The organism is Streptomyces chryseus, from assembly GCF_014650755.1.
GTDB classification, from domain to species: Bacteria; Actinomycetota; Actinomycetes; order Streptomycetales; family Streptomycetaceae; genus Streptomyces; species Streptomyces chryseus.
Genome location: NZ_BMVO01000020.1, coordinates 14,977 through 36,077, shown reverse-complemented (window position 1 = coordinate 36,077; position 21,101 = coordinate 14,977). Strand labels below are relative to the sequence as shown.

Below are 21,101 nucleotides of genomic sequence, written 5' to 3'. Positions count from 1 at the left end.
ACGCGGCACGGTCCCAGGGCGCGGGACCGAGCCGTACGAAGCAGTGCCGCATACGTCCTCGCAGGGACCGAGGAGGAACCGACGTAATGGGCGAGCGAACCGTGCACGACTGTCCGATCCAGGCAGGTGGCGGACGATGAGTTCTCTGCTGCTCCTGACCAATGCCCTTCAGCCGTCGACGGAGGTGCTCCCCGCCCTCGGCCTGCTTCTGCACAGCGTGCGGGTGGCCCCCGCCGAAGGCCCGGCCCTCGTCGACACCCCTGGTGCCGACGTCATCCTGATCGACGGCCGCCGTGACCTCCCGCAGGTCAGGTCGCTGTGCCAGCTGCTCCGGTCCACCGGACCCGGCTGCCCGCTGATCCTCGTCGTCACGGAGGGCGGTCTCGCGGCCGTCACCGCCGACTGGGGCATCGACGACGTACTGCTGGACACGGCCGGTCCGGCCGAGGTCGAGGCGCGGCTGCGGCTGGCCACCGGCCGGCAGCAGATCTCCTCGGACGACAGCCCGATGGAGATCCGCAACGGCGACCTGTCGGTCGACGAGGCGACGTACAGCGCGAAGCTCAAGGGACGGGTCCTGGACCTGACCTTCAAGGAGTTCGAGCTGCTGAAGTACCTGGCGCAGCACCCCGGCCGGGTCTTCACCCGCGCCCAGCTCCTCCAGGAGGTGTGGGGCTACGACTACTTCGGCGGCACGCGGACGGTCGACGTGCACGTACGGCGGCTGCGCGCGAAGCTCGGCCCCGAGCACGAGTCGCTGATCGGAACGGTACGCAATGTGGGCTACCGCTTCGTGACGCCCGAGAAGGTCGAGCGGGCGGCGGCCGAGGAAGCCAGGGCCAAGGCGGCGCGGAAGACGACGCCGGCGGCCGTCACCCAGGTGGCGGACACGGCCGACCGGGAGGAAGAGGCCGTACGCCCTGCCCAGCGGTAGGTCACCACGCGTAGACTGCCGCGCGTGGCCAAGGTGACGCGGGACGATGTGGCGCGACTGGCGGGGACTTCGACCGCGGTCGTCAGTTACGTCATCAACAACGGACCCCGGCCGGTCGCCCCGGCCACGCGCGAGCGTGTCCTCGCCGCGATCAAGGAGCTCGGCTACCGGCCGGACCGGGTCGCGCAGGCCATGGCGTCCCGCCGCACCGACCTCATAGGCATGATCGTCCCCGACGCCCGGCAGCCCTTCTTCGCCGAGATGGCGCACGCGGTCGAACAGGCCGCCGCCGATCGCGGAAAGATGGTCCTCGTCGGCAATTCCGACTACCGCGACGAGCGCGAGGTCCACTATCTGCGGGCCTTCCTCGGCATGCGGGTCTCCGGTCTGATCCTGGTCAGCCAGGGCCCCAGCGAGTGGGCGGCTGCCGAGATCGAGGCGTGGGACGCCCGGGTGGTGCTGCTGCACGAGCGGCCCGAGACGATCGACGACGTGGCGGTCGTCACGGACAACATCGGCGGCGCCCAGCTCGCGACCCGCCACCTCCTGGAGCACGGTCACCCCTACGTCGCCTGCCTCGGCGGCATGGAGTCCACGCCGCTGATCGGCGACCCGGTGGCGGATCACGTCGTGGGCTGGCGCCGGGCGATGCAGGAAGCGGGACGGTCCACGGAGGGCCGCCTCTTCCACGCCCTCTACAACCGGTACGACGCCTACAAGGTCGCCCTGGACCTGCTCGCCGGGCCCGGCCGGCCGCCGGCGATCTTCTGCTCCACGGACGACCAGGCGATCGGCGTGCTGCGGGCCGCGCGCGAGCTGCGGATCGACGTACCGGGCGAGCTGGCCGTGGCGGCGTTCGACGACGTGAAGGAAGCGGCGCTCACCGATCCGCCGCTGACGACGGTGTACTCCGACCGGCCCGCGATGGCGCGGGCCGCGGTGGACCTGGTGCTCGACGACTCGCTGCGGGTGGCGGGATCGCGCCGCGAGCGGCTGAAGCAGTTCCCGTCCGCCCTGGTGGTGCGCCAGTCCTGCGGCTGCCCGGCGACGTAACGCCCGGCAGGCCCCTCCGGGCTTTATATGGGGCATACACGGTTCTGTCGGGCTTCTCAGCGGCTCCTCAGACGGTTCTCATCACCGCTGGCCAAGCTCTGGGACATGACCGAGAGCCCCCGCCGCAGCGGCGAGTACCCCGAGCCCGAGCAGCAGCCCTCCGCGTTCCCGTACGGCGGCGCCTGGCCGCCGCCGCCCGCGTACGCCCCCTCGCCCGCGGCGCCCCCGGCGGCGACCCACCGGCGGGCCCGGCGCCCCGTCGCACTCCTCGCCGCGGTCGCCATCGTCGCCGCCGTGATCGGCGGCGGAACGGCCGCCTTCGCCGAGCGCCTGACCGGCACACCGTCCGCCACGGGCGGCACCGGCGTCACGGGTACGAACGTCTCGCAGAGCAGCAAGGGCACCGTCTCCGGGGTCGCGCGAGCGGTGAGCCCCAGCATCGTCGAGATCAGCGCCACGTCCGCGTCCGGCGACTCCACCGGCTCCGGCGTGATCATCACGGGCGACGGCGAGATCGTCACCAACAACCACGTCGTCTCCGGCGCCTCCTCCGTCAAGGTCCGGCTGAACGACGGCACCACGTACACCGCCGACGTCGTGGGCACCGACCCGGACAAGGACCTCGCCCTGATCGGGCTGCGGGGCGCGAGCGGCCTGAAGGCGGCGACGCTGGGGGACTCCGACGACGTGAAGGTCGGCGACGAGGTGGTGGCGATCGGCTCACCCGAGGGCCTCACCGGGACCGTGACCAGCGGCATCGTCTCCGCGCTCGACCGGGACGTGACCGTCTCCAAGGACGAGAGCCCGAGCGGCCAGGAGCAGCAGGGCCAGGGCGGCGACGGCAGCGGGCAGTGGCCGTTCGAGTTCGGCGGGCAGCAGTTCAACGGCGACACCGGTGCGTCGAAGACGACGTACAAGGCCATCCAGACCGACGCCTCCCTCAACCCGGGGAACTCGGGCGGCGCCCTGATCAACATGAACGGCGAGATCATCGGCATCAACTCCGCGATGTACGCCCCGAGCGGAGCGAGCGGTTCCGCGGCGGGCAGTATCGGGCTCGGCTTCGCCATCCCCGTCGACACGGTCAAGGCCGACCTGGAGCGGCTCCGCACCGGGGACACCGGCTGACCTCCCCGCCGTGCGAGGCTGAGGGAGCAGCCCGCGACCATCCGCAGCGACCAGAGGCAGGCCGAGGAAGCCCGATGAACACCCCCGCCGAGCGCATCCTGATCGTCGACGACGAGCCCGCCGTGCGCGAGGCCCTGCAGCGCAGCCTCGCCTTCGAGGGGTACGGGACGGAGGTCGCCGTCGACGGCATCGACGCGCTCGCGAAGACGGCGTCGTACGAGCCGGACCTGATCGTCCTGGACATCCAGATGCCCCGGATGGACGGTCTGACGGCGGCCCGGCGCATCCGCTCGTCCGGCGACACCCTGCCCATCCTGATGCTCACCGCCCGCGACACCGTGGGCGACCGCGTGACCGGGCTCGACGCGGGGGCGGACGACTACCTGGTGAAGCCGTTCGAGCTGGACGAGCTGTTCGCCCGCATCCGGGCGCTGCTGCGGCGCAGTTCGTACGCCACCGGGGCGGCGGCGGGCGAGGCGGCGCCGGGGCACGTCCTGTCCTTCGCGGACCTGCGGATGGACCTGGCGACGCGCGAGGTGACGCGGGGCGGGCGGCCGGTGGAGCTGACCCGCACCGAGTTCACGCTGCTCGAGATGTTCCTCGCGCACCCGCGCCAGGTGCTGACGCGGGAGCAGATCCTCAAGGCCGTGTGGGGCTTCGACTTCGAGCCGAGCTCCAACTCCCTGGACGTGTACGTCATGTACCTGCGCCGCAAGACGGAGGCGGGCGGCGAGCCGCGCCTGGTGCACACGGTGCGGGGTGTGGGGTACGCGCTGCGGGGCGGTGAGGCGTGACGGGCGCGCTGCGCAGGTTCCGCGCGCTGCCGCTGCGGTCCCGCCTCGCGCTGCTGACCGCGACGGCGGTGGCCATCGCGGTGGCGGCGGTCGCGGCGGCGTGCTGGTTCGTGACACGGGTGCAGTTGGAGTCGCAGCTGGACGACTCGCTGCGCAGCGTCAAGGTCGACGCGGACGTCGTGCGGAACCTGAGCCTGGGGTGCGCGGGCGGCACGGCCGCCGTGCGGCCGATCGGCTCGTACGTGGTGCAGCTCGTGCCGCTCTCGGGCGAACCCTGCACCCTCCCGGGGGCCGCGCGCATCCCCGTGCAGGACGGCGACGTCGCCGTGGCCGCCGGTCAGCAGGACGACGCGCTGCACACGACGGAGGACGCCGACGGCAAGGACATGCGGGTCTACACCTACCCGTTCCGCGAGCGGCAGGACCTGACGCCCGGCCCCCCGTTCGCGGTCTCCATCGCCCGCCCGATGGCGGAGATCGACGATCCGCTCGGCTCCCTGGCCTGGGTGCTGCTCGCGCTCTCCGGCATCGGCGTCCTCGGGGCCGGCGCGACCGGACTCCTGGTCGCCCGCGCCGGTCTGCGTCCCGTGGACAAGCTCACCGACACCGTCGAGCACGTGGCCCGTACGGAGGACCTGACCGTACGCATCCCCGTCGAGGGCGAGGACGAGATCGCCCGGCTCTCGCGCTCCTTCAACGCGATGACCAGCGCCCTGGCCTCCTCGCGCGACCGCCAGGCGCAGCTGATCGCCGACGCGGGCCACGAGCTGCGCACGCCGCTGACGTCCCTGCGTACGAACGTGGAACTGCTCGCCCGCAGCGACGAGACGGGCCGGGCGATCCCGCCCGCCGACCGGGCCGCGCTCATGGCGTCCGTCAAGGCCCAGATGACGGAACTTGCCTCGCTCATCGGGGACTTGCAGGAACTCGCCCGGCCCGACACGGCCGACCAGAGCGGTCCGCCGCGCGTCGTCGCCCTGCACGAGATCACCGCCGCCGCCCTGGAACGCGCCCGGCTGCGCGGCCCCGGGCTGACGATCGACGACGCCCTCTCCCCCTGGTACGTACGGGCCGAACCGGCGGCGCTGGAGCGGGCGCTGGTCAACGTCCTGGACAACGCGGTGAAGTTCAGCCCGCCGGGCGGCACGGTCGACGTCACCCTCGAAGACGGGACGCTGACGGTACGGGACCGGGGTCCCGGCATCCCGGAGAGCGAACTCCCGTACGTCTTCGAGCGCTTCTGGCGCTCCCCGTCCGCCCGCGCCCTGCCGGGATCCGGCCTCGGCCTGTCCATCGTGGCCCGCACGGTCCAGCAGGCGGGCGGCACGGTCATCCTGCGGCGCCCGGCGGACGGCGCCGACGGCACGGAGGCGCTGATCAGGCTCCCGGGCGCACCGACCCCACCGCCCGACGCGGCCTGACGCGCGCCCGGACAGCGGTGCGGGGCGGCGCCCGGTCCTCCGGGTGCCGCCCCGCCGTACTGCGTGGTGCGGGCTACTTCACGACCGTGATCCGGTCGGCCGCCGGGGGCGTGATCGGGGCGGTGGCGCTGGAGTTCTTCGCCAGGTAGGCGTTGAAGACGTCCAGGTCGGAGGCGCCGACCAGCTTGTTCTTGTGCTCCTTGAAGACCGGGAAGCCGTCGCCGCCGCCCGCGAGGAACTCGTTCATCGCGACGCGGTAGGTCTGGGCCGGGTCGAGCGCGACGCCGTTCAGCTTCACCGAGGCCACGTCGACGCGCGCGGCGCCCGTCTTCGTCAGGTCCAGGGTGTACGTGAAGCCCTTCGAGACCTGCAGGATCTTCGGCGAGGCCTCGTTGGTGCCGCTGACCTGCTGCTGGAGCGCGGTGATCAGCTGGGCGCCGGTCAGGTCGACGACGTTCATCATGTTGGTGAACGGCTGGACGGTGAACGCCTCGCCGTACGTCACCACACCGTCGCCCTCACTGCCGCTCGCCTTGAAGACGAGGTCGGAGCGGATGCCGCCGGGGTTCATGAAGGCGATCTGCGCGCCGCCCTTGTCGGCCGGGGCCAGGCCCTCCAGTTGCGCGTCGGCGATCAGGTCGCCGAGCGGCTTCTCGGGGGCCGTCGAGCCGCGTCCGTTGATGTCGGCGGAGATGAAGCCCTGGGGCTTGCTCGCGATCGGGGCGGCCAGCGCGCTCCAGCGGCCGATGAGCGAGGTCATGTCCGGCGCCCAGATCCTGGCCTGCTCCTGGTCGCGGACGACGATGTGGTTCGCGCTCTTGACGCCCGTGCGCACGATGTCCCGGGTGCGGCGGTCGTAGGTGAGCGTGGTGTCCGTGTAGAGCTTGCCGTACGACGACGCCGAGGTGACCATGCGCGGCTTGCCCGCCGGGTCGGGGACGGTGCAGACGTACGCCTGGTGCGTGTGGCCGGTGACCAGCGCGTCGACCTTCGGCGTGATGCCCTTGGCGATGTCGACGATCGGGCCGGAGATGCCGTCACCGGCGCCCGGCGAGTCGCAGTCGTAGTTGTACGACGAGGAGGCCGGCGAGCCGCCCTCGTGGATGAGCGCGACGATCGACTTGACGCCCCGGCGGTCGAGCTCCTTGGCGTACTTGTTGACCGTCTCGATCTCGTCGTGGAACTTGAGGCCCTTGATGCCGTTCTCGGTGACGATGTTCGGCGTACCCTCCAGGGTCACGCCGATGAAGCCGATCTTGACGCCCTTCTTCTTCCACACCGTGTACGGCTTGAGGATCGGCTTGCCGGTCTTCTCGTTCGTCACGTTCGCGGCGAGGTAGGGGAAGTCCGCGCCCGGGAACTCCTTGCCCTTCTCGAAGCAGCCCTCGACCGGGTGGCAGCCGCCGTTCTGCATGCGGGCCAGCTCGGTGGCGCCCTCGTCGAACTCGTGGTTGCCCACGGCCGACACGTCGAGGTCCAGCTTGTTCAGCGCCTCGATCGTCGGCTCGTCGTGGAAGAGACCGGACATCAGCGGGCTGGCGCCGATCATGTCGCCGCCGGCGGCGGTGACGGAGTACCGCTCGCCCTGGCGCGCCTTGCGCAGCGAGGTCGCCAGGTGCTCGACGCCACCGGCCGGGATCGCCTTCACCGTGCCGTCGGGCTGCGTCTCGCTGACCGTGCCGGCCGAGCCCGCCGGGGGCTCCAGGTTGCCGTGCAGGTCGTTGAAGGACAGCAGCTGAACGTCGACGGTTGGCGAGGGCTTCGACGTGTGCCGCGCGTCGCCGCCGGCCCGGTCGCCCTCCTCGGCGCCGGAAGCCGGCATGGCGGCGACGAGCGCCCCGAGGGTGGCGAGTCCCGCGGCGGAGGCGAGTATGCGCCGGGCCGCCCGGTGCTTGCGGGTGGTACGAGGGTTCGCTGACATCTGTCCCCTTGTGAGTTCAGCGTGACGGTCGAACGGCAGCCTAAAGTCAACGCGCGTAGCGCAACAGGGGGTGACGGGTTACAAGCTGGTTGCCGTACGGCGGCCGTACGCTCGTACTCATGACGACTGACCCCGCGACCCCCGCCTTCCTCAGGAAGATCCAGACCCTCGACGCGCTCGACACCGGGCAGGCCCAGGAGGTCCTGGCGCTGCTCGACGAGGCAGCCCGTGTGGACGGCGTACAGGCCGTGTCCGAGCAGGGCCGGCTCCAGTTGCGCGGCGGACACCGGGAAGGGATCCGGCACTTCCTGCTCCACGTCGGCGACGGGCCGCTCCTCGGTTACGCGCAGTTGGAGGACACCGACCCCGTAGAGGCGCCGGCCGCCGAACTGGTCGTACATCCCTCGCACCGCGGTCACGGGCACGGCCGCACGCTCGGCACGACGGTGCTGGACGCGTCCGGGAAGCGGCTGCGGGTGTGGGCGCACGGCGGGAAGTCGGCGGCGCGCCACCTCGCGCAGGTCCTCGGACTCACCCTGTTCCGCGAACTGCGGCAGATGCGGCGCCCGTTGAGTCCGCTGGACATCCCGGAGCCGGCGTACCCGGCCGGCGTGAGCGTCCGCTCCTTCGTGCCGGGGCAGGACGACGCCGCCTGGCTGGCCGTCAACGCGGCGGCGTTCGCGCACCACCCCGAGCAGGGCGGCATGACACAGCGCGACCTGGACGACCGGAAGGCCGAGCCGTGGTTCGACCCGAAGGGCTTCTTCCTCGCGGAGCGGGGCGGCGAACTCGTCGGTTTCCACTGGACGAAGGTGCACGCCGAGGAGCAGCTCGGCGAGGTGTACGTCGTCGGCATCCGGCCGGACGCGCAGGGCGGCGGCCTCGGCAAGGCCCTCACCGCGACGGGCCTGCGGTACCTGGCGGCCCAGGGCGCGCCGACCGCGATGCTCTACGTCGACGCGGACAACACGGCGGCGGTGACGGTGTACGAGCGGCTCGGCTTCACCACGCACGAGACGGACCTGATGTACCGAACGGAGTCGTGACCGGGCGGCGTACTCCAGCGGACAGGGGGCGGCGTCGGTTGACACCGCCCCCTCTCTTGCACCACCATTCCACTACTTGATTAGTGAAAGGGGGTGCAGGCCGACGTGGTCGAGTTCCGCATCGACCGGCGCTCCGGCGTCGCCACCTACCTCCAGATCGTGCACCAGACCAAACAGGCCCTGCGTCTGGGCCTGCTGGAGCCCGGCGACAAGCTGCCGACCGCCCGCGAGGTCGTCGAGGCGACCGCGATCAACCCGAACACCGTGCTCAAGGCGTACCGCGAACTGGAGCGCGAGGGCCTGGTGGAGGCCCGGCGCGGGCTCGGCACGTTCGTACGCAGGTCACTGGGCAGCACGCCCGCCGACTCGCCCCTGCGCGGCGAGCTCGTGGAGTGGGCGACGCGGGCCCGCGAGGCCGGGCTGGAGAAGGACGACGTGGCCGCGCTCTTCACATCCGTACTGGACGAGCAGTTCAAGGGAGATCACGCATGAGCGACACCGCCATCGAGGCGGCCGCCCTGGGCAAGCGCTACGGGCGGCGGGGATGGGCGCTGCGCGCGTGTTCCTTCCGGCTGCCCGCAGGACGCGTCTGCGCGGTCGTCGGTCCCAACGGCGCCGGCAAGTCGACCCTCCTCGCCCACGCGGCCGGACTGCTCCGCCCCACCGAGGGTTCGCTCACCGTCCTCGGCACGTCCCCCGCCGCGGCCCGCGACCGCATCGCGTACGTCGCCCAGGAGAAGCCGCTCTACCCGCAACTCACCGTCGCGGACACCCTGCGCCTGGGCGCGGAGCTCAACCCCGCCCGCTGGGACGGGCGCGTCGCGGACCGCGTCGTCCAGGAGGGCGGACTCGACCCCGGCGCACGCGTCCGTACGCTCTCGGGCGGCCAGCGCACCCGCGTGGCCCTGGCCCTCGCGCTCGGCAAGCGGCCCGAACTCATGCTGCTGGACGAGCCGATGGCCGACCTGGACCCACTGGCCCGCCACCAGCTGATGGGCACGCTGATGGCCGAGGCCGTGGAACACGGCACCACCGTCGTGATGTCGTCGCACATCATCGGCGAACTGGCCGACGCCTGCGACCACCTGCTGCTCGTCTCCGGGGGCCGCGTCCGCCTCGGCGGCCCCATCGACGACCTGGTCGCGGCGCACACCCTGGTCACCGGGCTGGCCCCGGCGTCGGACCTCGCCCCGCACACCGTCGTCGAGTCCCGCGCCACCGGGCGGGGGACCACTGCCCTGATCCGCCACGAGGGCCCGGTCGGCGACGGCTGGGACGCCGAAGAGCCTTCCCTGGAGGAACTGTTGCTCGCCCATCTGCGCTCCCCGGACGCGCCGCCGCTGCTCGCCCCGGACACGACGGCGCGCGCGGCGCGGGGGGTGGCCGCGTGAGCACCACGACGACCTCCCCGGACACCACTCGGCCCGCCCCGGACACCGGCCTGCGTGGACCCCTGTGGGTCTTCCTGCGCCTTCACCGCACGCCGCTGCTGCTGGCCCTCGCCGTCTTCGTCCTGGGCGCCGCGCTGACGGGCTTCCTGCGGTGGGCGGCGTGGGCCTATCCCGAGAAGGAGTTCGACTGCTCGGACGGCGGTCCCTGCAGCGACACGTTCCTCGGCTTCCACAGCGCCGCGACCCTGCTGTACGAGTACATGAAGAACGTCTCCCTCGCGGGCCTCCTCCTGCCCGTGCTGGTCGGCGCGTTCGTCGCGGGTCCGGTCGTCGCCCGCGAACTGGAATCGGGGCTGCACCGCCTCGCCTGGACCCAGTCGGTCTCCCCGGCGCGCTGGTTCGCCTCGAAGCTCGCGGTCTGCGCGACGCTCGCCACGGCGGCGGCCCTCACCTTCATCGGTGTCTTCCAGCTCGGCGGCTCCGGGATGCCGGGCATGTGGAACCTGAACTGGCCCGACCGCGGGGTCTACGAGGCGACCGGCCCGGCCCTGGTCGCGTACTGCCTGCTCGCCGTAGCCGTGGGCGCGCTCCTCGGCCTGCTCGTACGCCGCACGGTCGCCGCCATGGCGGCCACGGCCGCGGTGACCGGGGCCGTGCTGCTCGTCGCCGGAACCGTGCGGTGGGACCTGGTCCCGGTGAACACGCTCACCGGGCCCGGCAGCATCGAAAGCCCACACCCCACCGGCCTGCCCGTGGATGTCTTTCTTGTCGAATCGGGCCTGCAGAACGCCGCCGGTGAGCGCTTCTTCCTCCGGGAGTGCGTACCTGAACCGCTGTTCGGTGCCCGCTGCCCCTCCGACGTGACGGCCACCGACTGGTTCGTGGACTTCCATCCCCACGCGCACTTCTGGTACGCCCAGCTCGTCGAATCCGGCATCGTGCTGGCTCTCGCGGCGGCCGCCGTGTACGCCGCCCTCCGCGTCCTGCGCCGCAGGCACGCCTGAGCCGGGCGGGACCGCGCCGGACGGGGGTCTGCGCGGTCCCGCCGCAGCAGCCCCGGGGTCCGGCACGCGGGGCCGGGGGCGGGTCCGGGGCCCCGAGGGCCCTGGCGGCCCCGGCCCCGCAGCCTGCATGTCATGTCTCCGTTACCGCGCATTCAGACACGCTTGCGACCCTCTCGGAATGCAGCCCGCTGTGCCACCCTCCCCGAACGGGAGAGCCTCCCGCACATCACCCCTCCTCGACGCGCCCGGCACCCCCGACGCGCGGAACAATGGGGTCATGAGCCAGCAGCCGAGCGCCGATGTCCCTGTCCAGCATGCTCAGCCGTCCGTCGGTTCCATCGCCGCGCACCGCCCGCACACCCTGGCGGGGTCGCCGGTGACCAACCTGGATCCCGACATCGACGCCGACCTGGACGCGTACGCGGAGTACGCGGAAGGCGCGGGCGCCGACGCCGAGCTGCCACAGGGCCGCTTCCTCGACCGGGAACGCAGCTGGCTCGCCTTCAACGAGCGGGTGCTCGAACTCGCCGAGGACCCGGCCACGCCCCTCCTCGAACGAGCGAACTTCCTCGCGATCTTCGCCTCGAACCTGGACGAGTTCTTCATGGTCCGGGTCGCCGGCCTCAAGCGCCGTATCGCCACCGGTGTCGCCACCCGGTCCGCGTCCGGCCTCCAGCCCCGCGAGGTGCTGGAGCTCATCTGGACCCGCTCGCGCGAGCTCATGGCCCGGCACGCCGCCTGCTACCAGCAGGACATCGCCCCCGCCCTCGCCGACGAGGGCGTGCACCTGATCCGCTGGCCCGAGCTGACCGAGAAGGAGCAGGCGCGCCTCTTCACGCTCTTCCGCCAGCAGATCTTCCCGGTCCTCACCCCGCTGGCCGTGGACCCCGCCCACCCCTTCCCGTACATCTCGGGGCTCTCGCTCAACCTCGCCGTGGTCGTACGCAACCCGGTCAGCGGCCACCGGCACTTCGCCCGCGTCAAGGTGCCGCCGCTGCTGTCCCGCTTCCTGGAGGCGTCGCCGCAGCGGTACGTACCCCTTGAGGACGTCATCGCGGCGCACCTCGAAGAGCTCTTCCCGGGCATGGAGGTGCTCGCGCACCACATGTTCCGGGTGACCAGGAACGAGGACCTGGAGGTCGAGGAGGACGACACCGAGAACCTCCTCCAGGCGCTGGAGAAGGAGCTCATGCGCCGCCGCTTCGGCCCGCCGGTGCGCCTGGAGGTCGAGGAGTCCATCGACCCGTACGTCCTGGACCTGCTCGTGCGCGAGCTGAAGATGTCCGACGCCGAGGTGTACCCGCTGCCCGGCCCGCTGGACCTGACCGGACTCTTCGGCATCGCGGCGCTGGACCGGCCGGAGCTGAAGTTCCCGAAGTACATCGCGGGCACCCACCGGGACCTCGCGGAGGTGGAGTCGGCGTCCGCGCCGGACGTCTTCGCCGCCCTGCGCGAGCGCGACGTGCTGCTGCACCACCCGTACGACTCCTTCTCGACCTCCGTGCAGGCGTTCCTGGAGCAGGCGGCGGCGGACCCGGACGTGCTGGCGATCAAGCAGACGCTGTACCGCACCTCGGGCGACTCCCCCATAGTGGACGCGCTGATCGACGCCGCCGAGTCCGGCAAGCAGGTCCTCGTCCTCGTCGAGATCAAGGCCCGCTTCGACGAACAGGCCAACATCAAGTGGGCGCGCAAGCTGGAGGAGTCCGGCTGCCACGTCGTGTACGGGCTGGTGGGTCTCAAGACGCACTGCAAGCTGTCCCTGGTGGTCCGCCAGGAGGGCGACCAGCTGGTCCGCTACTCGCACGTCGGCACGGGGAACTACCACCCCAAGACGGCCCGCCTGTACGAGGACCTGGGGCTGCTGACCGCCAACCCGCAGGTCGGCGCCGACCTCTCCGACCTCTTCAACCGGCTGTCCGGCTACTCGCGCCGTGAGACGTACCGCCGCCTGCTCGTCGCGCCCAAGTCGCTGCGGGACGGGCTGGTCGCCCGGATCAACAAGGAGACCGCGCACCACCAGGCGGGCCGCCCCGCGTACGTCCGGATCAAGGTCAACTCGATGGTCGACGAAGCGATAATCGACGCCTGCTACCGGGCGGCGAGGGCGGGCGTGCAGGTCGACATCTGGGTACGCGGGATCTGCGCGATACGCCCCGGGGTCGCGGGCCTCTCGGAGAACATCCGGGTCCGCTCGATACTCGGCCGCTTCCTCGAACACTCCCGGGTCTTCGCCTTCGGCAACGGCGGCGAGCCCGAGGTCTGGTTCGGCAGCGCCGACATGATGCACCGCAACCTCGACCGCCGCATCGAGGCGCTGGTCCGGGTCACCGACCCCGCACACCGGGCGTCGCTGAGCCGGCTGCTGGAAACCGGAATGTCCGACTCGACGGCCTCCTGGCACCTGGGCCCCGACGGCAACTGGACGCGGCACTCGGCGGACGCCGACGGTCAGCCGCTGCGGCACGTACAGGAGATGCTCATTGACGCCCGGAGGCGCCGGCGTGCAACACCATGACACCGCATCCCGCCCCGGCTCCCGGCCGGACACCGGCCGGCCCCTGGGGGAGACGGCCGGGCCCGCCGAGGCACTGGCGGAGGCCTTGTCGGCCCGCGGGCTCCCCGCGCACGACCTGCCCTCCCGCGAGCTGCTCGCCCCCTACCTGCACGCCCGGGCCGCCGAGTTCCTGCGGAGCCTGCGCCTGCACCGCGAGAGCGGCCAGGACCCGCAGGGCGCCGCGGAGGCGGCCGAGGCGGCCCGGGCCCTGCGCGCCGCCGCGCGGCGGATCAGCGGCACGCTGCACACGTTCCGGCCACTGACCGAGACGGGCTGGGCCGACACCCTGCGGGCGGAGCTGGCCTGGCTCTCCGGCGTCCTGGCCCGCGAGCACGCCTACGCGGGCCGCCTGAACCGGCTCCTGGAGGCCCTGAACCGGCTCTCCGGCGCGGGCGGCGGTACCGGCGGCGGCACCGGCGGCGTCCCGGTGCCCCCGGCACGCGGGGGCGGCTCGTCGGAGCCGGGGAGTTCGCTGACCGTGGGCGCGGCCCGGGCCGGAGCGCTCCTGGAGCGGCAGCTGACGCTGGCCAGGACGCGGGCCCACTCGGCGGCGCTCCAGGCCCTGGGCTCCTCGCGGTTCCACGCGGTCGCCGACGCCGTGGCCTTACTCGCCTCGGACGTGCCGCTCGGCCCCGCCGCCGCCGCGCCCGCCGCCGAGGTGCTCACGCCGCTGGCGACCGGCGCCGAGCAGCGGCTCAGGGAAGCGGTGGCCGCACTGCCGCTGGGCCGCGCCTCGCACCCGTACAACGCCGAGGCCCTCCTCCACGGCCTGGCCCCGGCCCCCAGCAGCGAGGCGCAGGACGCCCCCTGGCACCACGTACGCCTGCTGCTGCGCCTGCACCGCTACGCGCAGGAGGTCGTCATCGGCCCCGGCGACACGCGCCCCGCCGCCCGCGCCCTGGACCGCCATCGCGACGCGGCCGAGGCGGCCACGGCGGCGGCGTCGGCGGCCCGCACCCCGCGCATCGCCCCGGCGACGGCGTACGCCCTCGGCGTCCTGCACGCCGACCAGCGGCACGAGGTCGAGGCGGCCCGCTTCGCCTTCCAGCAGGTCTGGCAACCGGCCCCGGCGGCCCCGTGACCGGCCACGATGCCCCGGTCCTCGCCGCGGGCTGCGTGCTGTGGCGCCGCTCGCCGTACGACGGCGTCCTGGAAATCTGCCTCGTACACCGCCCCAAGTACGACGACTGGTCGCACCCCAAAGGCAAGCTGAAGCGCGGCGAGGACCCGCTCGCGGGTGCGCTCCGCGAGGTCCAGGAGGAGACGGGCCACCGCTGCGCCCCGGGCCCGGCCCTGTCCGAGCTGCGGTACGTCGCGCACGGCCGCCCGAAGCGGGTGTCGTACTGGGCGGCGGAGGCGACGGGAGGCACCTTCACTCCGAGCGACGAGGTGGACCGGATCCTCTGGCTGCCGCCCTCCACGGCCCGCGCGCGCCTCACGTACGGTCACGACCGGCCCCTGATCGACCAGCTGCTCGCGGTCGTCCCGGCCTGATCCGGCGCAGTCCGGACCCCCCACCGCCGCGTGCGAGCAAGCGCCGCTTCGTCCTGCCCCGCGCGGCGCCCGCTCACCCCCCGACCGGCTTCTTTCAGCCACCCGCCGTCCACGCCGCGGTCGCACGATCGCGCAGAGTAACCGGTTTCGCCGTTTCGGTGACCGTTGGCAAGGGGAGCATCCCCCCCGGTCCCCGGCCGGCCCTCCGACCACCCGCCGCGGGACGAGCCCGCACACCACACCGTTCGGCACGGTTCACCTCCCGTTCACTCGCCCCCGTCGACGGCTTCACCTGTTCTGCCTAATTTCGGACGTACACAGTGCGAGGCACATCGTGAGATGTCCGCCCCCCTGTGTAGCTGGAAACCGAGAACTCCACCTCTTCGCACGCCGCCACCACACGGGACCGGCGGCTCCTGGAAGGAACCCTCCGAAAGTGAAGCTTCAGCGCAAGAACCGGCTTCGCGCCACCGCGCTCGGCGCCCTCGCCGTCTCCGGCGCCCTGGTCCTCACGGCGTGCGGCTCGGACGACAACAGCGGCTCCACCGGTGGCTCCGGCGAGACGAAGGCCGCCAGCAACATCAAGTGCGACGACGCCAAGGGCCAGCTCCGCGCGGCCGGCTCGACGGCCCAGAAGAACGCCATCGACCTCTGGGTCAAGAACTTCCAGGCCGCCTGTGAGGGCGTCGAGATCAACTACCAGGCCATCGGCTCCGGCGGCGGCATCACCAACTTCACCCAGGGCCGCGTCGCCTTCGCCGGTTCCGACTCCGCGCTGAAGCCGGAGGAGGTCGCCGAGTCGAAGAAGATCTGCAAGACCGGCCAGGGCATCAACCTGCCGATGGTCGGCGGCCCCGTCGCCATCGGTTACAACCTGGAGGGCGTCGACGACCTCGTGCTCGACGCCAAGACGCTGGCGCAGATCTTCGACTCGAAGATCACCAAGTGGAACGACAAGGCGATCGCCAAGCTGAACCCCGACGCCAAGCTCCCGAGCACCAGCATCCAGGCCTTCCACCGCTCGGACGAGTCGGGTACGACGCAGAACCTGGGCAAGTACCTCAACACGGCCGCCGCGAGCGACTGGAAGTACGACCCCAAGTCGAAGTCGTGGCCCGCCAAGGGCGGCCAGGCCGCCAACGGTTCCTCCGGCGTCGTCTCCAACGTCAAGGACACCAACGGCGCGATCGGCTACTTCGAGCTGTCGTACGCGACCGCCAACAAGCTGAACACCGTCAAGATCAACACCGGTGCCGCGGCCCCGGTCGAGGCCACCACGGAGAACGCCTCCAAGGCGATCGCCGCCGCCAAGGTCACCGGCAAGGGCAAGGACATGGCCCTCTCCCTCGACTACGCCACCAAGGCCGAGGGCGCCTACCCGATCGTCCTGGTGACGTACGAGATCGCCTGCGACAAGGGCAACAACCCGGAGACCCTGCCCGCCCTCAAGGCCTTCCTGAACTACACCGTCAGCGAGGACGGTCAGAAGGTCCTGGCGGACGCCGACTACGCGCCGCTGCCCGCCGAGATCGCGGCCAAGGTCCGCGAGATCGTTCCCACCCTCTCCTGACCCCGGTCGCGGCCGGCCCCGTCACGAGGGGCCGGCCGCGCCTTCCGGTGCACCGCCGCCAGGAGCCCCACCGGGCTCCGCAGACCGGAGAAAACCGATGGATATAGCTACCGAACCCACCTCGTCCTCCCCACCCCCGCCCGCACCCGGCAACACGCTGGCCTCCCAGGGCAGCACCCACGCCGGTGACCGGATCTTCCTCGGTCTGTCCCGGGGGTCGGGCATCGCACTTCTGGTGATCATGGGCGCCATCGCGGCCTTCCTCACCTACCGCGCCGGGCTCGCCGTCTCCGAGGACGACGCCAACTTCCTCACCACCTCCGAGTGGAACCCGGCCGGCAAGCCGCCGGTCTTCGGCATCGCCGTCCTCCTCTTCGGCACGATCGTCAGCTCGATCATCGCCATGTTCATCGCCGTGCCGGTCGCCATCGGCATCGCGCTGTTCATCTCGCACTACGCCCCGCGCAGGCTGGCCACGCCGCTCGCGTACGTGGTCGACCTGCTCGCGGCGGTGCCGAGCATCATCTACGGCCTCTGGGGCGCCGTCTTCCTGGTCCCGTACCTGGACGGCCTCAACAAGTGGCTCGACGAGTACTTCGGCTGGACGTACATCTTCGACAAGACGAGCGACGGCGTCGCCCGCAACCTCTTCACGGTCGGCATCCTGCTGGCGATCATGATCCTGCCCATCGTCACCAACGTGACCCGCGAGGTCTTCCTCCAGTCGCCGAAGATGCACGAGGAGGCCGCCCTGGCCCTCGGCGCCACGCGCTGGGAAGTCATGCGGATGTCCGTACTCCCCTTCGGCCGCTCGGGCATCATCAGCGCCTCGATGCTGGGCCTGGGCCGCGCCCTCGGCGAGACGATGGCCGTCGCCGTCGTGCTCTCCCCCAGCTTCATCATCTCCGGCCGGCTGCTCGACCCGGGCGGCGGCACCTTCGCGCAGAACATCGCCGCGAAGTTCAACGAGGCGGACGAGTTCGGCCGTGACGCCCTGATCGCCTCCGGTCTCGTGCTCTTCGTCATCACGTTGCTGGTCAACGGCGCCGCCCGCTGGATCATCGGCCGCCGCAAGGAGTACTCGGGGGCCAACGCATGAACCAGACAAGCCAGGTAATGGACAAGCCCCCGGTCTCCCCCGTCCCGCACGCCAAGCTCGCCCACGCCCGGCTCCCCCGGTGGGCCCCGGCCGCCATCGCCGTCGGATCCGTCGCGGCCGGCATCGGCCTCGGTCTCGTCGCCGGCTGGCACAGCCGGGTGCAGTGGGGCATGCTGGCCGCCCTGATCTTCGTACTGGCCACCTTCGCGATCACCACCAAGGTGGAGGGCAGCCGCCAGGGCAAGGACCGCGTGGCGACCAGCGTCGTCTGGGTCTGCTTCATCCTCGCCCTCGTCCCGCTGCTCTCCCTGGCCTGGGTGACGATCAGCAAGGGCATCAAGGTCATCGACGGCTACTTCCTCAGCCACTCGATGAGCGGCCTGCTCGACACCGACGAGGGCGGCGGCGTCTACCACGCCCTGCTCGGCACCCTGGAGCAGGTCGGCATCGCGACGCTGATCGCCGCCCCGATCGGCCTGCTCACCGCGGTCTACCTGGTCGAGTACGGCCGCGGCAGGCTCGCGAAGACCGTCACCTTCTTCGTCGACGTCATGACGGGCATCCCGTCGATCGTCGCGGGCCTGTTCATCCTCGCCACCTGGAATCTGATGCTGGGCTTCGGGCCCTCCGGATTCGCCGGCGCGCTGGCCCTCGCGATCCTGATGATGCCGGTCGTCGTCCGCTCCACCGAGGAGATGCTCAAGCTCGTCCCCAACGAGCTGCGCGAGGCCTCTCTGGCTCTCGGCGTCCCCAAGTGGCGGACTATCCTCAAGGTGGTGCTGCCGACCGCGATCGGCGGAATCACCACCGGCGTCATGCTCGCGGTGGCCCGTATCACGGGTGAGACCGCCCCGGTTCTGTTGCTCGTCTTCGGTACGAAGCTGATCAACCCGAACCCCTTCGAAGGCGCCCAGTCCTCGCTTCCGCTGTACGTGTACGAGCAGTACATCGTCGGCACGGAAGCGTCGGTCGACCGCGCATGGGGCGCAGCGCTCGTCCTGATCGCCTTCGTCATGATCCTCAACCTGGTGGCCCGCGGCATCGCCCGCTGGAAGGCCCCGAGCACCGGCCGCTAAGGCCAGCAGAAAGCAGTGATTCAGATGGCCAAGCGAATCGACATCAGCGGCCTGTCGGCCTACTACGGCAACCACAAGGCGATCGACGACATCTCGATGACCGTCGAGCCCCGCTCCGTGACGGCCTTCATCGGCCCCTCCGGCTGCGGCAAGTCCACCTTCCTGCGCACCCTCAACCGGATGCACGAGGTCACCCCCGGCGGCCGCGTCGAGGGCAAGGTCCTCCTGGACGACGAGAACCTGTACGCCAAGGACGTCGACCCGGTCGCCGTCCGCCGTACGGTCGGCATGGTCTTCCAGCGCCCGAACCCCTTCCCCACCATGTCGATCTTCGACAACGTGGCGGCGGGCCTGCGCCTCAACGGCTCGTACAAGAAGAACAAGCTGGCCGAGGTCGTCGAGAAGTCCCTGCGCGGCGCGAACCTCTGGAACGAGGTCAAGGACCGCCTCAACAAGCCCGGTTCCGGTCTCTCCGGCGGCCAGCAGCAGCGCCTGTGCATCGCCCGCGCGATCGCGGTCGAGCCGCAGGTCCTCCTCATGGACGAGCCGTGCTCGGCGCTCGACCCGATCTCGACCCTCGCCATCGAGGACCTGATCGGCGAGCTGAAGGAGCGCTTCACGATCGTCATCGTGACGCACAACATGCAGCAGGCCGCGCGCGTCTCGGACCGTACGGCGTTCTTCAACCTCGCGGCGATCGGCCAGCCCGGCAAGCTGATCGAGATAGACGACACGGAGCGGATCTTCTCCAACCCGTCCGTCCAGGCCACCGAGGACTACATCTCCGGCCGCTTCGGCTAGAAGCCGGCCGCCCCGCCTGTCCTGCGGTGCTGCATGGCGGTGCCACCGCAAGGCAAAGGGCCCGCCCCCCACTCCTCACGAGGAGCGGGGGGCGGGCCCGTTTTCCGTACGTACGGCGGGACGGCTAACCGAAGGCCAGCAGCACGAGCCAGTAGCACGCCGCGGCCACGAGTGCGGCCGCGGGCATGGTGATGAACCAGCCCATCACAATGTTCTTGGCGACGCCCCACCGCACGGCGCGCGACCCCTTGGTCGAGCCGACGCCCATGATCGCGGAGGTGATGACGTGCGTCGTCGAGATCGGCGCGTGGAACATGAACGAGGCCGTGTACATCACGGACGCGGCCGTGGTCTCCGCCGCGAAGCCCTGCGGCGGGTCCAGCTCGATGATCCGCCGGCCGAGCGTCCGCATGATCCGCCAGCCGCCCGCGTACGTACCGAGCGAGAGCGTCAGCGCGCAGGCGATCTTGACCCACATCGGGATCGCGTCGCCCTGACCCTCGACATCGGCGATGACCAGGGCCATCACCACGATGCCCATGGTCTTCTGCGCGTCCTGGAGGCCGTGCCCGAGCGCCATGCCTGCCGCGGAGACGGTCTGGGCGATACGGAAGCCGCGCTTCGCCTTGTGCGGGTTCGCCTTCCGGAACATCCACAGGATGACGACCATCACCAGGTAGCCGAGCAGCAGCCCGACGAACGGCGAGATGAACATCGGGATGACGACCTTCTCCAGCACCCCGTTCCAGATGACCTCGGTGCCACCCGCGAGCGCCGCGCCCACCATGCCGCCGAACAGCGCGTGCGAGGAGGACGACGGGAGCCCGAAGTACCAGGTGACGAGGTTCCATACGATCGCCCCGACCAGGGCGGCGAAGAGGATTCCCATCCCCTTGTCGCCGTGCGGGGTCGCGATGAGCCCCTCACTGACGGTCTTGGCGACGCCGCTGCCGAGGAAGGCACCGGCCAGGTTCATCACGGCGGCCATGGCAAGGGCCGCGCGCGGGGTCAGCGCCCGCGTGGAAACCGAAGTCGCGATGGCGTTCGCGGAATCGTGAAAGCCGTTGGTGTACGTGAATCCGAGCGCGACCCCGATGGTCACGATGAGCGCAAAGGTGTCCACCGGAGGTCAGGACTCCTTGACGGCGATCGTCTCGACCGTGTTGGCGACGTGCTCGAAGGCGTCGGCGGCCTCCTCCAGCACGTCCACGATCTGCTTCAGCTTCAGCACGTCCATGGCGTCGTACTTGCCGTTGAACAGGTGCGCGAGCAGCTTGCGGTGGATCTGGTCGGCCTGGTTCTCGAGGCGGTTGACCTCGATCCAGTACTCGGTGAGGTTCGTCATGGTCCGCAGGTGCGGCATGGCCTCGGCGGTCAGCTCGGCGGCCCGGGCCAGCACCTCGATCTGCTGCTCGACACCCTTGGGCAGCTCCTCGATCTGGTACAGCACGACCAGGTCGACGGCCTCCTCCATGTAATCCATGATGTCGTCGAGCTGCGACGCGAGGTTGTAGATGTCCTCGCGGTCGAACGGCGTGATGAACGAGGAGTTCAGCTGGTGGAAGATCGCGTGGGTCGCGTCGTCCCCCGCGTGCTCCGCTGCCCTCATCCGCTCCGCGATCTCGACTCGGGCGGAGGAGTCCGCTCCGAGCAGTTCCATCAGGAGCTTCGAGCCCGTGACGATGTTGTCCGCGGATGCGGAGAACATGTCGTAGAAGCTCGTCTCCCTGGGGGTCAGACGAAAGCGCACGTGGGGTCCTCGGGGTGCATTGGATTCGGTCAGGGTGATGCTAGGCGCATCATCCGGCCACG

General features: G+C 71.2%; 19 protein-coding genes. 16 read left to right on the top strand and 3 right to left on the bottom strand.

Annotated elements, in window-relative coordinates:
* Nucleotides 1–136 precede the first annotated feature (136 nt).
* The 5 genes from IE185_RS24640 (at nt 137) to IE185_RS24620 (ending at nt 5,330) form a co-directional block, all read left to right on the top strand.
* Complete coding sequence (locus tag IE185_RS24640; protein WP_138899232.1) at nt 137–934, top strand: response regulator transcription factor; 798 nt, start codon at nt 137–139, stop codon at nt 932–934.
* Between the two features lie 24 nt (nt 935–958).
* On the top strand, nt 959–1,987 hold the full coding sequence (locus IE185_RS24635; protein WP_138899231.1) for a LacI family DNA-binding transcriptional regulator: 1,029 nt from the start codon (nt 959–961) through the stop codon (nt 1,985–1,987).
* A 105-nt stretch (nt 1,988–2,092) separates the two neighbouring features.
* On the top strand, nt 2,093–3,115 hold the full coding sequence (locus tag IE185_RS24630; RefSeq protein WP_189716030.1) for a S1C family serine protease: 1,023 nt from the start codon (nt 2,093–2,095) through the stop codon (nt 3,113–3,115).
* Between the two features lie 74 nt (nt 3,116–3,189).
* Nucleotides 3,190–3,909: a response regulator transcription factor gene (locus IE185_RS24625; RefSeq protein WP_138897071.1), complete on the top strand. Its 720-nt coding sequence runs from the start codon at nt 3,190–3,192 to the stop codon at nt 3,907–3,909.
* On the top strand, nt 3,906–5,330 hold the full coding sequence (locus IE185_RS24620) for a HAMP domain-containing sensor histidine kinase (protein WP_138897072.1): 1,425 nt from the start codon (nt 3,906–3,908) through the stop codon (nt 5,328–5,330). The genes IE185_RS24625 and IE185_RS24620 overlap by 4 nt, the downstream gene beginning before the upstream one ends.
* 73 nt (nt 5,331–5,403) lie before the next feature.
* Here IE185_RS24620 and IE185_RS24615 read toward each other — a convergent pair whose 3' ends face one another.
* Nucleotides 5,404–7,251, bottom strand: coding sequence for a bifunctional metallophosphatase/5'-nucleotidase (locus IE185_RS24615; protein ID WP_138897073.1), 1,848 nt, complete (start codon nt 7,249–7,251; stop codon nt 5,404–5,406).
* Nucleotides 7,252–7,370: 119 nt separating this feature from the next.
* Here IE185_RS24615 and mshD point away from each other — a divergent pair, with 119 nt between their 5' ends.
* The 11 genes from mshD to pstB all read left to right on the top strand — a co-directional run bounded on the left by mshD (nt 7,371) and on the right by pstB (nt 19,289).
* Nucleotides 7,371–8,297, top strand: a complete 927-nt coding sequence (mshD, locus tag IE185_RS24610) for a mycothiol synthase (RefSeq protein ID WP_138897074.1) — start codon at nt 7,371–7,373, stop codon at nt 8,295–8,297.
* A 105-nt stretch (nt 8,298–8,402) separates the two neighbouring features.
* Entirely contained in the window at nt 8,403–8,789 is a 387-nt protein-coding gene (locus IE185_RS24605) for a GntR family transcriptional regulator (RefSeq protein WP_138897078.1), read from the top strand.
* Nucleotides 8,786–9,688 carry an ABC transporter ATP-binding protein gene (locus IE185_RS24600; RefSeq protein ID WP_138897075.1) on the top strand — a complete coding sequence of 301 codons (903 nt, stop codon included), beginning with the start codon at nt 8,786–8,788 and terminating at the stop codon, nt 9,686–9,688. The genes IE185_RS24605 and IE185_RS24600 overlap by 4 nt, the downstream gene beginning before the upstream one ends.
* A complete protein-coding gene (locus tag IE185_RS24595; RefSeq protein WP_138897076.1) occupies nt 9,685–10,692 on the top strand; it encodes an ABC-2 membrane transporter-related protein in 1,008 nt (335 codons plus the stop codon). Before IE185_RS24600 ends, IE185_RS24595 begins: the two co-directional genes overlap by 4 nt.
* A gap of 277 nt (nt 10,693–10,969) precedes the next feature.
* The gene (locus IE185_RS24590) at nt 10,970–13,210 is read left to right on the top strand and encodes an RNA degradosome polyphosphate kinase (RefSeq protein WP_189716028.1); all 2,241 of its coding nucleotides are present in this window, start codon (nt 10,970–10,972) and stop codon (nt 13,208–13,210) included.
* Nucleotides 13,211–13,283: 73 nt separating this feature from the next.
* Nucleotides 13,284–14,330, top strand: a complete 1,047-nt coding sequence (locus tag IE185_RS24585) for a CHAD domain-containing protein (protein WP_373303752.1) — start codon at nt 13,284–13,286, stop codon at nt 14,328–14,330.
* Complete coding sequence (locus IE185_RS24580) at nt 14,327–14,743, top strand: NUDIX hydrolase (RefSeq protein WP_138898968.1); 417 nt, start codon at nt 14,327–14,329, stop codon at nt 14,741–14,743. The genes IE185_RS24585 and IE185_RS24580 overlap by 4 nt, the downstream gene beginning before the upstream one ends.
* 436 nt (nt 14,744–15,179) lie before the next feature.
* The gene (gene pstS, locus IE185_RS24575; protein ID WP_138899557.1) at nt 15,180–16,313 is read left to right on the top strand and encodes a phosphate ABC transporter substrate-binding protein PstS; all 1,134 of its coding nucleotides are present in this window, start codon (nt 15,180–15,182) and stop codon (nt 16,311–16,313) included.
* A 97-nt stretch (nt 16,314–16,410) separates the two neighbouring features.
* A complete protein-coding gene (gene pstC, locus IE185_RS24570) occupies nt 16,411–17,412 on the top strand; it encodes a phosphate ABC transporter permease subunit PstC (protein ID WP_138897829.1) in 1,002 nt (333 codons plus the stop codon).
* A 17-nt stretch (nt 17,413–17,429) separates the two neighbouring features.
* Nucleotides 17,430–18,488 (top strand): phosphate ABC transporter permease PstA, encoded by a 1,059-nt coding sequence (pstA, locus tag IE185_RS24565; protein WP_138897835.1) that lies wholly within the window; start codon nt 17,430–17,432, stop codon nt 18,486–18,488.
* A gap of 24 nt (nt 18,489–18,512) precedes the next feature.
* Complete coding sequence (pstB, locus tag IE185_RS24560) at nt 18,513–19,289, top strand: phosphate ABC transporter ATP-binding protein PstB (protein ID WP_138897830.1); 777 nt, start codon at nt 18,513–18,515, stop codon at nt 19,287–19,289.
* A gap of 124 nt (nt 19,290–19,413) precedes the next feature.
* On the opposite strand, the gene IE185_RS24555 is transcribed toward pstB, so the two are convergent.
* Together IE185_RS24555 and IE185_RS24550 are read right to left on the bottom strand one after the other, a co-directional pair.
* Nucleotides 19,414–20,412 (bottom strand): inorganic phosphate transporter, encoded by a 999-nt coding sequence (locus IE185_RS24555; RefSeq protein WP_138897831.1) that lies wholly within the window; start codon nt 20,410–20,412, stop codon nt 19,414–19,416.
* Between the two features lie 6 nt (nt 20,413–20,418).
* Nucleotides 20,419–21,039: a DUF47 domain-containing protein gene (locus IE185_RS24550; protein ID WP_028814660.1), complete on the bottom strand. Its 621-nt coding sequence runs from the start codon at nt 21,037–21,039 to the stop codon at nt 20,419–20,421.
* Between the last annotated feature and the right edge of the window lie 62 nt (nt 21,040–21,101).